The organism is Mycobacterium sp., from assembly GCF_035603715.1.
Lineage (GTDB): Bacteria > Actinomycetota > Actinomycetes > Mycobacteriales > Mycobacteriaceae > Mycobacterium.
The window spans coordinates 1-13,458 of sequence record NZ_DATNJW010000298.1; the positions used below are offsets into that span (position 1 = coordinate 1).

Sequence of the window (13,458 nt, forward strand, 5' to 3'; positions counted from 1 at the left end):
AGGGCCAGCTCGCTGCGGGCCCGGGCCGCCTCGCGGGACAACGTGGTGCGGGTAAGCCCGTACTGCACGTTGGTCAGCACGTCGCGCCACGGGAAGAGCCGCGGCTCCTGAAAGGCGACCGCAGGAGCGCCGCTGACCTCCCGGTTGCCGGCGTGGTCGTCGGAAAGCCCTGCCAGCACTCGCAATACGGTCGACTTGCCGCATCCGCTGCGACCGACCAACGCGACGATCTCGTTCGCCCGCACCTCCAGCGAGACGTCGTCAAGGACTCGTCGGTTGCCGTAGAACTTGTTGACGTTGCTGAGCTTGCCGACGACGGCGGTCTGCCGGTCGGAGGTGATGGTCATACGCGGTACCTCAGGGCTCGATGTTCCAGGGCTCGGACGCCGGCGTCGGTGACGATGCCCAGCAACGCATAGACGGCCAGGCAGAAGATGATGATGTCGATCCGCAGGAAGTCGCGCGCGTTGTTGATCAAGAAGCCAATGCCCTTGTCCGCGTTGATCTGCTCCGCGACGATCAGTGTCAGCCATGCGATGGCCAACGACTGCCGGAGTCCGACCAGCACCTGCGGGGCCGCGCTCGGCAACAGGATGATGCGCAGTCGCTGCCAAAGTGAAAAGCCAAGAACATCAGCGGTTTCCAGCAGCTTGGGGTCGACTTGCCGGATCGCGGAGAAGGTGTTGAGGTACAGCGGGAAGGCAACCCCGAGCGCCACGAGGTTCACCTTGGCCAGTTCGCCGATGCCGAACCAAAGGATGAACAGCGGAATCAATCCCAGGTGCGGCAGCGCGCGCAACATCTGCAGCGGCGGATCGACGGTGGCCTCAACCCACGGCGACAGCCCGACGGCCACACCCAGGGCGAGCCCGACGAGGCCGCCGAGCAGCAGGCCCTCGACGACGCGCAGCCCGGATACCTCGAGAGCCTCGGCCAGCTTGCCGTTCTGGATCAGCTGCAGCCCGGCATCGAAGATCAGCTGCGGTGCCGGCAGGACGTCACCGGGAATGAGGCCGGTGGCGCTGGACAGTTGCCACAACACGACGAGCAGCACCGGCGACGACCACCGCAGAATGCTCCATCGATGGGTATCCCAGATACCGCTGACCGTCGGCGCCGTCGCCGAGGCATCGGCGACCGTCTGGGCGGAACCACTCACCATTGCGAAGACGGTGGCAGACGTCGTCGTCGCGCTGAAGGGTTTGACTCCGTGTGAAGGGAAAACGGCTTCGGATCAGGCGCTGCGAACGACGATGAGAATGCGGTTTCCGCTTTTGCGGAATGCTGTTGTACGGTTTGGTGAGCCCATTATCGAAGCGGCGGCTGACGGAGGATCTCTCGATGCAGAAGGCAATCGACCCCACCATCTCTACCTGGCCTGATGACAACCCCCAGTTGATCGGAAGCCGATGCGGCGACTGCGCTGCCACCACCTTCCCGGTGCAGGACCTCTGCCCTCGCTGCAGCGGTTCGTCGATGTCAGAGCACTTGCTGCCGCGTAGCGGAACCCTGGTCGCGTGGACCACACAGGGCTTCCCGCCCGGAGCCCCGTACGCCGGCCCGACCGGTGACGACTTCGTGCCGTTCGGGGTGGGCCTGGTTCAGCTCGGTGACGTGATCCGCGTCGAGGGTCGGCTGACCGAAAACGATCCGGCCAAGTTGAAGTTCGGACAACAGGTCGAGCTCACCATGATCCCGTTTACCACCGACGCGGACGGCAACGAGATCGTCACCTTCGCGTTCCAGCCGGTCTAAGGAGAACCTGAAATGACCAATGATGTAGCCATCATCGGCGTGGGCCTTCACCCGTTCGGCAGGTTCGACAAGACCGCGATGCAGATGGGCGCCGAAGCGATCCAGTTCGCGCTGAAGGATGCCGGAGTCGACTGGAAAGACATCCAGTTCGGCTTCGGCGGCAGCCACGAGGTGTCCAACCCCGATGCGGTGACCCGGCTGGTCGGCCTGACGGGCATCACGTTCACCAACGTGTTCAACGCGTGCGCCACCGCGGCCAGCGCCATTCAGCAGACCGCCGACACCATCCGGTTGGGTAAGTACGACATCGGCATCGCGATCGGGCTGGACAAGCACCCGCGCGGCGCGTTCACCGACGACCCCGCCAAGCTGGCGCTGCCGCAGTGGTATGCCAACAACGGGCAGTTCGTCACCACCAAGTTCTTCGGTATCAAGGCCAACAAGTACCTCCACGACCACAACATCTCCCAGGCCACTTTGGCCAAGGTCGCCGCGAAGAACTTCCGCAACGGCGCGATCAACCCGAATGCATTCCGCCGCAAGGCGATCCCGGAGGATCAGATCCTCAACTCGACGGTGCTCAATTACCCGTTGACGCAGTACATGTTCTGCGCGCCCGACGAAGGCGCCGCCGCGGTGATCATGTGTCGCGCCGACATCGCCCACAAGTTCACCGACAAGCCGGTGTACGTGCGTGCCAGCGAGATCCGCACCCGGACCTTCGGCGCGTACGAGGTGCACGCGACATTCGCTCCTTTGGACGAAGACGTTTCACCCACGGTGTACGCGGCCAAAGCCGCCTATGAAGCCGCGGGCATCGGACCCGAGGATGTCGACGTCGCCCAGCTGCAGGACACCGACGCCGGCGCCGAGGTCATCCACATGGCCGAGACCGGCCTATGCGCCGACGGCGAGCAGGAGAAGCTGGTCGCCGACGGCGCCACCGAGATCCACGGCTCGATTCCGGTCAACACCGACGGCGGGCTGATCGCCAACGGCGAGCCGATCGGTGCGTCTGGCCTGCGGCAGGTGCATGAGCTGGTCCGCCAACTGCGTGGCGAGGCGGGCGAGCGTCAGGTGCCCGGCAACCCGCGCGTCGGTTTGGCGCAGGTGTACGGCGCACCCGGCACCGCGTCGGCGACCATCCTGTCGCTCTAAATCGCCGGCCCCAGTAGGTCGTCCGCGTCGCGGATGATGTAGCCGTAGCCCTGCTCGGCGAGAAAACGCTGCCGGTGCGCGGCGTACTCGGCGTCCTGGCTGTCGCGGGCCACCACTGAGTAGAAGATCGCACCGCCACCATCGGCCTTGGGTCGCAGCAACCGGCCGAGCCGCTGCGCCTCCTCCTGCCGTGAGCCAAATGTCCCCGAAACCTGAACCGCGACAGCGGCTTCTGGTAAGTCAATGGAAAAGTTGGCCACCTTGGAAACCACTAGAGTGGTCACCTCGCCGCGGCGGAAGGCGTCGAAGAGCTCCTCGCGTTCGGCCGTCTTGGTCGACCCCTGGATCACCGGGGCACCCAGCACGTTGCCGAGCTCCTCGAGCTGATCGAGGTAGGCGCCGATCACCAGAGTCGGCTCGTCGGGGTGGCGTTCCAGAATCGACTTCACCACCGCGACTTTCGAATGCGCCGTCGAGCACAGCTTGTAGCGCTCTTCGGGTTCGGCGGTGGCGTACGCCATCCGCTCGCTGTCGGTCATCGTGACTCGCACCTCGACACACTCCGCCGGAGCGATCCAGCCCTGGGCCTCGATGTCTTTCCACGGCGCGTCATAGCGTTTCGGGCCGATCAATGAGAACACGTCGCCCTCGCGGCCGTCCTCGCGGATCAGTGTCGCGGTCAATCCGAGCCGTCGCCGAGACTGCAGATCAGCCGTCATCCGGAACACCGGCGCCGGCAGCAAGTGCACCTCGTCGTAGATGATCAGCCCCCAGTCGCGGCTGTCGAACAGCTCCAGATGGCGGTATTCGCCCTTGGTGCGACGGGTGATCACCTGATAGGTCGCGATCGTGACCGGCCGGACTTCCTTGCGTTCGCCCGAGTATTCGCCGATCTCGTCCTCAGTCAGCGATGTTCGGGCGATCAGTTCGCGTTTCCACTGACGCCCCGCGACGGTGTTGGTCACCAGAATCAGTGTCGTCGCGCTGGCCTTGGCCATCGCGGCCGCGCCGACGAGCGTCTTGCCGGCGCCGCACGGCAGGACCACCACGCCCGAGCCGCCCAACCAGAACGAGTCGGCCGCCATCTCCTGGTAGTCGCGCAGGTGCCAGCCGTCCTGCGCCAAGCTGATCGGATGCGCCTCGCCGTCGACATAACCGGCCAGATCTTCGGCGGGCCAGCCGATCTTCAGCAACATCTGCTTGACCCGGCCGCGTTCGCTGGGATGCACGACGACGGTGTCATCATCGATGCGGGCGCCGAGCATCGGTGCGATCTTCTTGTGGCGCAACACTTCTTCGAGCACCGCCCGGTCCAAGCTCACCAGGGTCAGTCCGTGGACCGGGCTTTTCACCAGCTGCAGCCGACCGTAGCGGGCCATCGTGTCGACGATGTCGACCAGCAACGGCTGCGGAACCGCGTAGCGGGAAAAGCTGACCAGGGCGTCGACGACCTGCTCGGCGTCGTGGCCCGCGGCGCGCGCATTCCACAGCGCCAGGGGCGTGATCCGGTAGGTGTGCACGTGTTCGGGGGCACGTTCCAGCTCCGCGAACGGTGCGATCGCGGCGCGCGCCGCACCGGCGAGCTCGTGGTCGATTTCGAGCAGCACCGTTTTATCGGATTGCACGATCAACGGTCCGTCAGTCATGTCTCCATTATCCGTAAGCCGCCGACAACTAATGCCGGTCCTCGTCGTCGGCCGGTACGACCGAGGTGATGCGGTGGATGGCGAACTCGCGGGCCCGGCTGGAGGCCGAATCGAACGCCACCAACTGACCGCCGGCCACCGTGATCGGCGATACCACCCGCTGGGTGGCCACCCCGGCGGCGTCGACGTAGTTGATCAGCACTGTCTCGTCCTGCCGAGCGGCTCGCTGCAGCAGCGACATGGCAACCGCGGGGTCGATCCGGACGCTGCCGAACGGTGCCGCGGTCACTTTGCGCAGCACTGCGACGACCGCGCTGAGGGTTTCGTTGCTCGGGTGCGGAGTCGGCCGGTGCGGGCGGTGGCGCTGCGGCGTGGGAACCCTCGCTCCGCGGGCCCGGATGTCGACGATGGTGCCGGTTGAGTCCTCGGCGGCCGGAGCGAATCCGGCGTCCTGCAGAGCCGCGAGCACTTCGCTGACCGGCGCCTGCGAGATCGCCACGGTCGGTGCCAGCACCCGCAGGCCGAGATGTTCGGCGCCGGCTACCGCCTGGGCGAGCAGCGTCGGATCTTCGCAGCGCACAAACGATGCGGCCATCCCGATCCGCAATTGCCCGTGCCGCCGTGCGACATCGTCGATCAGGTATGTCAAGCCTTGCGGCACAGGCGTTTTAGAATTCTTGTGGAACAGGTTGTGCAATTCGTCGGCGGTCTTGCCGATATCGAGGGCGTGCCGGATCGACTGCTCGCTGACGCGGTACACCATTGCCGTGCCCGCGGACTCGACGGTGGCCACCGCCGAGAGGTCCTCGGCCAGATGGCGCTGCAGCGGACCGGGCACGACGACGGTCAAGTCGGCCTGTACCAGAAAGTGATCGATTGGCGGTGGGAGTACGCGGGCCATGGCGGCGATCGCATCACCGTCGGCCGCGCCGTCGATGAAGGCTCGGCCCGGTGTGCTGATCGCGCCGCGGCCCACCAGGCCAAGCGTTTGTGCTTCCTCCAGTAGATCGGCGACCGGCCCGGGCTGTAGCCGCTTGGACCACCGCGGCCGCCGCCAGATCAACGCGGCCGACGCGGTGTTCTTGTCCACCCCGGCGCCGGGCGGCAACTGGGCCAGCATGTCGAGCAAGAGCCGACGGTCCAGCGGGGCAGCCGTTGAGTACAGCGAATCCGACAGCGCTGCATAGGGTTTGCCATCGGGACCGCGGCTCCCGATCAGCGCCGGCCTGGCCGCCAGCTCGAGCCAGGTGGTGGCCAGCAGATGCCAGCGTTCGGCGGTGGTCGCCTCGGTGAACCGGTCGGCGGTCACCGTCGGCCCCCAGTAGGGCGGCTCGCCGCCGACCGGTAGCGGATCGGGGATGCCGCTGGCAATCAGGCCCGCGGCGGCGGCCAGTTCGAGGATCAACCCCAGCCGGGCCTCGTCGACGCCGGTGATTTTGGCCAGCCGCCGAACCTCACGTACCCCCAGGCCGCCGCTGCGTAGCTCGGAAATCGGTGCGGCGCTGAGTGTTTCGAGGAGCACGTCGAGTTCACGCAGCAGGTCGATGATGGCGCCACCGGCCGCGGCGTCTGCGTCGGCGGGTGTCGTGCGGGACACCACCGGATCTGGTGCGGCCAAGCGCACCGGCCCGGGTTCCTCGCCGCGCAGCACCTGCCCGACATGGCGTGGCAGGATGACCGTGTCAGCATCGACACGTCGCAACAGCCCAATCGAGAGTAGTTGCGGCACTGGGCGATCCGCCGGGGCTCCGGGTGCGGCGTCGCGGGTGCGGCCGAGCGGGGAGCCTTCCAGCAGTCGGTCCAGCAGGTCGCGCTGCGGCTCATCAAGGCCATCGATCAGCGCTGCGATCTGCTCTGCACTCTGGGACGCATCTTCTAGCGTCACCTGCCCGACATGCCACGGCAGGCCGGCTCCGGCGTCGGGAGCCAGCCGCAGCTCGACATCACCCCAGACCAGGGCGCGCTGCTTCAGGTCGTCGAGCGCGTCGAGGACCTCGGCTTCAGGTGCCCGTTCGCCGATCAGCGTGAGCAACTTGGCGACGGGGACCGACGCGGTGTCGGCCTGCAGTACCAGTAGCGCGTCGATCACCGACAACCGCAGGAAGTCCAGCTCGTCGCTGGCAGCCTTGAGCGACTGGCGGGCCTGAGCGCGGGCGGCCAGCGCCGCGATGCTGCCCGGCGGCGGCTGGGCGAGGTCGGGCCGCAGCTCGAGCAGACGGATCAGTCGGGCGTCGGGCAGCTCGGCCAGCCAGGACCCCAGCGGGATGCCCAGGGTGGTTTCGGTCATTGCTGACCAGCGTAAAGCAGCCGGCCTAGTGCCCCTTCCCGACCGACGGCGGGCGAATGGGACCGACGCCAATCGGAGAGCCCACCCGTCACGGTTGCGCGAGACCTGTCAGAATGGTTCCCGTGGCTGACAAGAAGGCGGAGAAGACCCGGTACGTCGACAACGGCTGGCCGACCACCAACCCCGACGACCATGCCGTGAGCGAACTGGCAACCGATCGGGTCGGTGCCCTGTCGCCCTTCGGCGACGTGATCTTCCCGCTGCCTGCCGACGAGCTGCCCTACGTGCATCCGGTCACTGACGTCAGCCGATAAGCGGGTCACCCGCCGTTCGCGACGTCCCGCCGGCGCCTGCTAGGCGAGGGACGACAGCGCCGGGTTGCCACTCACGCTCTGTGACTGAATGGCTTTCAGCAGGTCCTTGAGGTAGCTCGGGTTCAAGTTCTGCTGCGGCACCTGCAGGTCGTGAATAGCCGATCCGGCAGCGGCCGGGTCGATCGGCAGTGCCGGTGCCGGGTCCTGCGGGACCGTCGTCCACGAACTCACGGCGTTGGCCTGGTGCACTTCCTCCGGCGCTTCGCCAGCTGCGGGTGCGTCGACTGCGACGGACTCGGCCTGGATCGGCTCGGCCGGCGGCGCGGGAGGCGCGTCGGCCGGAGCGGGCGCTTCTGCGGCCACTTCTTCGACAGGAGGGGCCGGGGGAGCAGGTTCCGGGGGCGGCGGTGCGTCCGCGGGAGCCGGCGCTTGGGCCGCCACTTCTTCGACAGGAGGGGCCGGGGGAGCAGGCTCCGGCGGGGGCGGTGGTGCGTCGACCGCGGCAGGCTCGGCCGGTGGCGGGGGAGCGGGTGGCTCCGGTGCCGGCGGCGGTGGCGGGGGGTCAGCCGGCGGCGGGGGCAGTGGCGGCTCGAATGCCGCCGGCTCAGCGGGCGGTGCCGGGTCCGGCGCGGGCGCGTCAGCAAGGACGTTGCGCGGGGTGGCAGCCGACAGGCCTCGTCCGCAAACTGGCCAGGCGCCGCGGCCCTGAGTGGCCAGCACCCGCTCGGCGACCGCGATCTGCTGGTCGCGGGTGGCCTGGTTGGCCGATGAGGCAAACTCGCCGCCTCCGTGGGCGGCCCAGGTGCCCTGTGAGAACTGCAACCCGCCGTGGTACCCGTTGCCGGTGTTGATGCCCCAGTTACCGCCCGACTCGCAGGCGGCGACACGATCCCATTCGCTGTCGGGAGCCGCGGCTGCGTTACCGGCCAGGGCGATGCCGCCGCCGCCGATTACTGCGCCCGTGAAGGCCAGTTTGGCGACGCTGACGGTTGACGTGGTGGGTTTACGGTGACGACCACTCATACCCCGATTGATTCCTCTCGAGAAGCGCCTACGAGGTCAGCTGTCGGGTTCGGGCGGAAGAGGTCGCCCGGCCGTCGTGTGTCCTAAGGGAAACGCGTCGGCTTCACCCCAAGGAGCCGCGAACGGCTCCAGGTTCGATTTCGGCGGACCGTTGGGTCCCCCGCCTCCATCCACGGGTTTGCGTTGCTCGCCTATTGGATGGAGCTCGGCGCTATAGGCGAGAAGGCTTACCGTGCAGGGAGACTCGGTAAGCCCGCGCACGACGCTAGCTGCTGTTAGCGGCAGAGTCATGTTGTGACAAAACCGGCGTTTCGCATTTTTCGAGAAGCCATAACGCCAGGAACGTCCGCTGTTTGCGCAGGTTAAGCGCTTCGAAATCAGGCCGTTGCCGTGCCGTGATCATTCCGTTATGTGACCGAACTCACATAACGATTAGGGATTAACCCCAGGTCACGGATTCTGGTCCGCGGCGCCCAAAATCAACGTCGCACAGCTTCGGCACCGGCCCAGGGCGCGGGGCGATCCACCGGAACGATCTCCTTGCCCAGGGGCACCAGCGACACCGGGATCAGCTTCAGATTGGCCAGCGCCAGCGGAAGGCCGATGATCGTCAACGCCATTGCCACCGCGCTCACCAGGTGCCCGATCGCGAGCCAAATTCCGCACAGCAGCATCCAGATGACGTTCCCGATCAGGGAGCCGGTGCCGGCCCCGGGCCTCTCGACGATCGTCCGGCCGAACGGCCAGAGGGCATACGACGCGATGCGCAGGGAGGCGAAGCCGAACGGGATGGTGACGATCAACAGGAAGCAGATGACGGCGGCCAGCAAATATCCGAGGGCCAACCACAGGCCGCCGAAGACCAACCAAACGACATTCAAAATCAGGCGCATTGTCTCCTCCAACGGTGCCGCCAGCCTACCGAGAAACTGCGGTGCTCAGCGGGCTGCGTTCCGAGTAGGATCGATCGTCATCGCGTCCTGCGCAGGCGGGGCGCTTCGTTGTGTAGACCTATGTGGTTATCCGTTAGACAAGCAGGTGAGACCGGTGCCGACTGGCAAGGTGAAGTGGTATGACGCTGAGAAGGGATTCGGATTCCTATCTCAGGAGGACGGCGAGGACGTATACGTTCGCTCCTCGGCGTTGCCCGCGGGCGTCGAAGGCCTAAAGGCGGGCCAGAAGGTGGAATTCGGCGTTGCTTCCGGGCGGCGCGGGCCGCAGGCGTTGAGCCTGAAGTTGATCGACCCGCCGCCCACCCTGACCCGGCCGCGTCGCGAGGCTCCTGCCGAACACAAGCACAGCCCCGATGAACTGCACGGCATGGTCGAGGACATGATCACCCTGCTGGAGAGCGCCGTGCAGCCCGAGCTGCGTAAAGGTCGCTACCCGGACAAAAAGGTCGCGCGCAGGGTTTCCGAAGTCGTCAAGGCTGTCGCTCGCGAACTGGACGCCTGATCGCGTGTACCCCGCGGCACCGCGGGGAACCCTCACTGTCGAATTGCCGCAGCAGCCGATTCCAGTGAGGGAAGTCCGATGGCACAGCAAGCGCAGGTCAGCGAAGAACAAGCACGAGCGTTAGCAGAGGAGTCCCGCGAAAGCGGTTGGGACAAGCCGTCGCTAGCCAAAGAATTATTTCTAGGTCGCTTTCCGCTAGACCTCATCCACCCGTTCCCCGAGCCCGCGGACGACGAGGCCGCCAAGACTCGGGATTTCCTGGCCAAGTTGCGGGAATTTCTGGACGGCGTCGACGGAAGTGTCATCGAGCGCGACGCCCAAATTCCTGACGAGTATGTGAAAGGTCTTGCCGAATTGGGTTGCTTCGGCATGAAGATCCCATCGGAATACGGCGGGCTCGGCTTGTCACAGGTCGCCTACAACAGGGCGTTGATGTTGGTTTCAACCGTGCATGCCAGCCTCGGTGCGCTGCTGTCTGCTCACCAGTCGATCGGTGTGCCCGAACCGCTCAAGCTCGCCGGCACTGACGAGCAGAAGCAAAAGTTCTTGCCGCGCTGCGCCGCAGGGGCCATATCGGCGTTTCTGCTCACCGAGCCGGATGTGGGCTCCGACCCGGCGCGGCTGGCCTCCACGGCGACCCCGGTCGACGGCGGCGCGGCCTACGAACTAGACGGCGTGAAGCTGTGGACGACCAATGGCGTCGTCGCCGAACTGCTCGTCGTGATGGCCCGGGTGCCTAAGAGCGACGGGCACCGCGGCGGCATCAGTGCGTTCGTCGTCGAAGCCGACTCGCCCGGCATCACCGTCGAGCGGCGCAACAAGTTCATGGGATTGCGCGGCATCGAGAACGGGCTCACCAGACTGCACGCTGTGCGGGTGCCTGCCGAGAATCTCATCGGCAAGGAAGGCGACGGCCTCAAGATCGCGTTGACGACGCTGAACGCCGGACGGCTCTCGATTCCCGCGATTGCGGCCGGCGGCGCGAAATGGTCGCTCAAGATTGCCCGGGAGTGGGCCGGTGAGCGCGTGCAGTGGGGCAAGCCGGTCGGCGAACACGGGGCGGTCGTCGAGAAAATTTCGTTCATGGCCGCAACGAGCTACGCGCTCGAATCGGTGCTGGAGCTGTCAGGTCAGATGGCCGACGAGGGCCGCAACGACATCCGGATCGAGGCGGCGCTGGCCAAACTGTGGTCGAGCGAAATGGCTTGCAAGATCGGCGACGAGCTGCTGCAGATCCGCGGCGGGCGTGGCTACGAAACCGCCGAGTCGCTGGCTGCGCGCGGGGAGCGGGCAGTGCCGGTGGAGCAGGTGGTCCGCGACCAGAGGATCAACCGCATCTTCGAAGGCTCCAGCGAGATCATGCGATTGCTGATTGCCCGCGAGGCCGTCGATGCCCATCTCAGTGCCGCGGGCGACCTCGCGAATCCGAAAGCCGATATCCGCCAGAAGGCGAAAGCGGCGGCCGGCGCGAGTGGGTTCTACGCAAAGTGGTTGCCGCAGTTGGTATTCGGCGAAGGACAACGACCGACGGCGTACCGCGAGTTCGGCAATTTGGCGACGCATCTCCGTTTCGTCGAGCGCTCCGCGCGCAAGCTGGCCCGCAACACCTTCTACGGGATGGCGCGTTGGCAAGCGGCGATGGAGCAAAAGCAGGGATTCCTCGGTCGGGTAGTGGATATCGGCGCCGAGCTGTTCGCGATGGCCGCGGCATGCGTGCGGGCCGAAGCGCAGCGCGTCCAGGATCGGACCCGTGGCGAGCAGTCCTACGAGCTGGCCGACGCGTTTTGTCAGCAGGCCACCCTACGGGTGGAAGCACTGTTCGAAGCCTTGTGGACCAATACCGACGGCGCTGACGCGCAGCTGTCCGCCAACGTCTTGAAAGGGCGCTACATCTGGCTCGAAGAGGGGATAATCGACCAGTCCGAAGGCACCGGACCGTGGATCGCACACTGGGAAGCGGGCGCGTCGACCGAATCCGACCTTGCCCGCCGATTCCTTACCGTGGCGCAGACCTGATCAGGGGCTACTTCTGCCGGGCGTTATCGAGCACTCGCATCGATCCGGCGGTGCGCCGACGTTCGTCGGCGGTTGCGGATTGCCGTGGCCGGTCCGGGGCGACGTGCAACAGGTTTCGCGACGTCTATTCGACCCGGTCGCTGGACGACGCCGCGAAACCTTTCTTCGGTAGCGGTTTCAGGTGTGTCGTCGGAGGAGGCGGCAAGGAACCGGTCCGGGAGAGCCAGTTTGGCGATCGTCCGCAACACCAGTAGGTATTGGCGCGCCAGCGGGCCCGTGGTGTATGGCAGCTCATACTTCGCGCAGACCTCCTGCACCCGCTCGGCGATCTGCGCGTAGCGATTGCTGGGCAGATCAGGATAGAGATGGTGTTCGATCTGGTAACAGAGATTTCCGCTCATGAACGCCATCACCGGCCCGGCATGAAAATTGGCACTACCCAACATTTGTCGCAGATACCACTGCGCCTTGGTCTCATCCTCCAGGGCTTCAGGGGTGAATTTCTCAGCCCCGTCAGCGAAGTGACCGCAACAGATCACGGTGTAAGCCCACAAATTTCGCAGCAGGTTGGCTAGCACGTTCCCGAAAAGGACCCGACGCCAACGCCGCCCGGCGAGTGCAGGAATCAGCAGGAAATCTTTTCCTATCTGGCGAGTGATTTTGTGGCGCAGAGCTCGGGTGTGGGCAGCTCTTTCGGCGTCGGTATCCGCGCGATCTTGTTCAGAGTACAGACCGTGCAATGCGATTCCCCATTCAAACGCAAACGCCAGCAATAGATGTCGCAGCGGCTGCAACAGATTGCTCGGCCTCCATGGTTGGTCACCGGTGACGCGCATGACGCCGTAACCGAGGTCGTCGTCGACGCCGACAACGTTGGTGAACATGTGATGGCGGTAGTTGTGCGAGTACCTCCATTGAGAGGACAGCCCGGCCATGTCCCACTCCCAGGTGGTGGAATGAATTTCGGGATCGTTCATCCAATCCCATTGACCGTGGCCGATATTGTGGCCCAGCTCCATGTTCTCGATGCTCTTGGCCGCGGCCAGCGCGCAAGTTCCGACCGCCCATCCGGCCCGGGTTCGGCTGGCGCCGATCACGACACGGGCGCCCAGATCGAGGCAGCGTTGAACAGCGATGGTGCGCTGGATATACGTCCGGTCGTTCGCGCCAAGCGAATCTTCGATGTCGCGACGGATCGCGTCCAATTCGACGGCAAGTGCTTCGACATCCGCGGCGCTCAGGTGGGCGTATTCACTTACGTCCGAGATGGCCATGAGTTCTCACTGGTCGATCGACGGAGTGGCGCGCGGGGAATGGTGTGGTGGTTGGCGCCGGCGTGCCGGCGACGTCCGCCTTGGATGCGTTCGCATCGTGAACTTTCTAGCGAAGATCACTGAGGTGCCCGGTAGCGAGCGGCCGCTCTCACGCTGTCGCTGCAGGGGACGGCGTTTTCGGGCCGGCTGGATTGTCAACCAAAGCCAGTCTACCGGGGGTGGGTGTTCGGGACGGAAATGCTGCGGGCACAGTGAAAATCAACCACACTGAGGACTACCGGACGTTTGGGTACTCTCACATGTTTTCGGAACGCGCTCATCGACGGTCATCAGAAACTGCGATATCAGGTATTCGGCCAACACGCGCACTTTCATTGAGGGTCGGATCCGCTGATGCCGTCGGTCAGGGCCGGAGGACGATCTTCACCGCGCCGTCATCCTTCTTCTGGAAGATGTCGTAGGCGCGCGGCGCCTCGGCCAGCGGCAGAATGTGGGTGGCGAAGCTGTCGACGCCTAGCGGGTCCTCGTCG

12 protein-coding genes, 1 pseudogene and 1 riboswitch are annotated in these 13,458 nt (G+C 65.6%); of the genes and pseudogenes, 5 read left to right on the forward strand and 8 right to left on the reverse strand.

The annotated features are described in order from the left end of the window. A partial coding sequence (locus VN856_RS12205) for an ATP-binding cassette domain-containing protein (protein ID WP_325689318.1) occupies nt 1-347 on the reverse strand: 347 nt, incomplete at its 3' end. Then, nucleotides 344-1,162, reverse strand: coding sequence for an ABC transporter permease (locus tag VN856_RS12210; protein ID WP_325689320.1), 819 nt, complete (start codon nt 1,160-1,162; stop codon nt 344-346). The genes VN856_RS12210 and VN856_RS12205, both read right to left, overlap by 4 nt. A gap of 179 nt (nt 1,163-1,341) precedes the next feature. Between VN856_RS12210 and VN856_RS12215 the strand changes: the two genes are divergently transcribed. Continuing rightward, nucleotides 1,342-1,755, forward strand: coding sequence for a Zn-ribbon domain-containing OB-fold protein (locus VN856_RS12215; RefSeq protein ID WP_325689322.1), 414 nt, complete (start codon nt 1,342-1,344; stop codon nt 1,753-1,755). A 12-nt stretch (nt 1,756-1,767) separates the two neighbouring features. Next, nucleotides 1,768-2,913 (forward strand): thiolase family protein, encoded by a 1,146-nt coding sequence (locus VN856_RS12220; protein ID WP_325689324.1) that lies wholly within the window; start codon nt 1,768-1,770, stop codon nt 2,911-2,913. On the opposite strand, the gene VN856_RS12225 is transcribed toward VN856_RS12220, so the two are convergent. Both VN856_RS12225 and VN856_RS12230 read right to left on the reverse strand, forming a co-directional pair. After that, on the reverse strand, nt 2,910-4,559 hold the full coding sequence (locus tag VN856_RS12225; RefSeq protein WP_325689326.1) for a DNA repair helicase XPB: 1,650 nt from the start codon (nt 4,557-4,559) through the stop codon (nt 2,910-2,912). The genes VN856_RS12220 and VN856_RS12225 overlap by 4 nt on opposite strands. Nucleotides 4,560-4,587: 28 nt before the next feature. Beyond that, nucleotides 4,588-6,846: a helicase-associated domain-containing protein gene (locus VN856_RS12230; RefSeq protein ID WP_325689328.1), complete on the reverse strand. Its 2,259-nt coding sequence runs from the start codon at nt 6,844-6,846 to the stop codon at nt 4,588-4,590. 113 nt (nt 6,847-6,959) lie between these two features. Here VN856_RS12230 and VN856_RS12235 point away from each other — a divergent pair, with 113 nt between their 5' ends. Continuing rightward, a complete protein-coding gene (locus tag VN856_RS12235; RefSeq protein WP_325689330.1) occupies nt 6,960-7,160 on the forward strand; it encodes a hypothetical protein in 201 nt (66 codons plus the stop codon). Between the two features lie 39 nt (nt 7,161-7,199). On the opposite strand, the gene VN856_RS12240 is transcribed toward VN856_RS12235, so the two are convergent. Further along, nucleotides 7,200-8,183 (reverse strand): transglycosylase family protein, encoded by a 984-nt coding sequence (locus tag VN856_RS12240; protein WP_325689332.1) that lies wholly within the window; start codon nt 8,181-8,183, stop codon nt 7,200-7,202. Nucleotides 8,184-8,192: 9 nt separating this feature from the next. Next, nucleotides 8,193-8,376, reverse strand: a riboswitch (cyclic di-AMP (ydaO/yuaA leader). Nucleotides 8,377-8,662: 286 nt separating this feature from the next. Beyond that, nucleotides 8,663-9,076 (reverse strand): YccF domain-containing protein, encoded by a 414-nt coding sequence (locus VN856_RS12245; protein WP_325689334.1) that lies wholly within the window; start codon nt 9,074-9,076, stop codon nt 8,663-8,665. A gap of 154 nt (nt 9,077-9,230) precedes the next feature. On the opposite strand from VN856_RS12245, the gene VN856_RS12250 reads away from it, so the two are divergent. Both VN856_RS12250 and VN856_RS12255 read left to right on the forward strand, forming a co-directional pair. Continuing rightward, entirely contained in the window at nt 9,231-9,638 is a 408-nt protein-coding gene (locus tag VN856_RS12250; RefSeq protein ID WP_325689336.1) for a cold-shock protein, read from the forward strand. A 78-nt stretch (nt 9,639-9,716) separates the two neighbouring features. Continuing rightward, nucleotides 9,717-11,654, forward strand: a complete 1,938-nt coding sequence (locus VN856_RS12255) for an acyl-CoA dehydrogenase family protein (protein ID WP_325689338.1) — start codon at nt 9,717-9,719, stop codon at nt 11,652-11,654. A 23-nt stretch (nt 11,655-11,677) separates the two neighbouring features. Here VN856_RS12255 and VN856_RS12260 read toward each other — a convergent pair whose 3' ends face one another. Together VN856_RS12260 and VN856_RS12265 are read right to left on the reverse strand one after the other, a co-directional pair. After that, nucleotides 11,678-12,928 (reverse strand): fatty acid desaturase family protein, encoded by a 1,251-nt coding sequence (locus tag VN856_RS12260; RefSeq protein ID WP_325689340.1) that lies wholly within the window; start codon nt 12,926-12,928, stop codon nt 11,678-11,680. A gap of 403 nt (nt 12,929-13,331) precedes the next feature. Then, a pseudogene (locus VN856_RS12265) lies at nt 13,332-13,458 on the reverse strand (glutathione-dependent formaldehyde dehydrogenase); the annotation flags it as partial.

What these genes read in the sequence shown, in the direction of transcription:
- VN856_RS12210 (WP_325689320.1), bottom strand. Translation starts at nt 1,162, where the DNA reads ATGGTGAGTGGTTCCGCCCAGACGGTCGCCGATGCCTCGGCGACGGCG.
- VN856_RS12215 (WP_325689322.1), top strand. Translation starts at nt 1,342, where the DNA reads ATGCAGAAGGCAATCGACCCCACCATCTCTACCTGGCCTGATGACAAC.
- VN856_RS12220 (WP_325689324.1), top strand. Translation starts at nt 1,768, where the DNA reads ATGACCAATGATGTAGCCATCATCGGCGTGGGCCTTCACCCGTTCGGC.
- VN856_RS12225 (WP_325689326.1), bottom strand. Translation starts at nt 4,559, where the DNA reads ATGACTGACGGACCGTTGATCGTGCAATCCGATAAAACGGTGCTGCTC.
- VN856_RS12230 (WP_325689328.1), bottom strand. Translation starts at nt 6,846, where the DNA reads ATGACCGAAACCACCCTGGGCATCCCGCTGGGGTCCTGGCTGGCCGAG.
- VN856_RS12235 (WP_325689330.1), top strand. Translation starts at nt 6,960, where the DNA reads ATGGTTCCCGTGGCTGACAAGAAGGCGGAGAAGACCCGGTACGTCGAC.
- VN856_RS12240 (WP_325689332.1), bottom strand. Translation starts at nt 8,183, where the DNA reads ATGAGTGGTCGTCACCGTAAACCCACCACGTCAACCGTCAGCGTCGCC.
- VN856_RS12245 (WP_325689334.1), bottom strand. Translation starts at nt 9,076, where the DNA reads ATGCGCCTGATTTTGAATGTCGTTTGGTTGGTCTTCGGCGGCCTGTGG.
- VN856_RS12255 (WP_325689338.1), top strand. Translation starts at nt 9,717, where the DNA reads ATGGCACAGCAAGCGCAGGTCAGCGAAGAACAAGCACGAGCGTTAGCA.
- VN856_RS12260 (WP_325689340.1), bottom strand. Translation starts at nt 12,928, where the DNA reads ATGGCCATCTCGGACGTAAGTGAATACGCCCACCTGAGCGCCGCGGAT.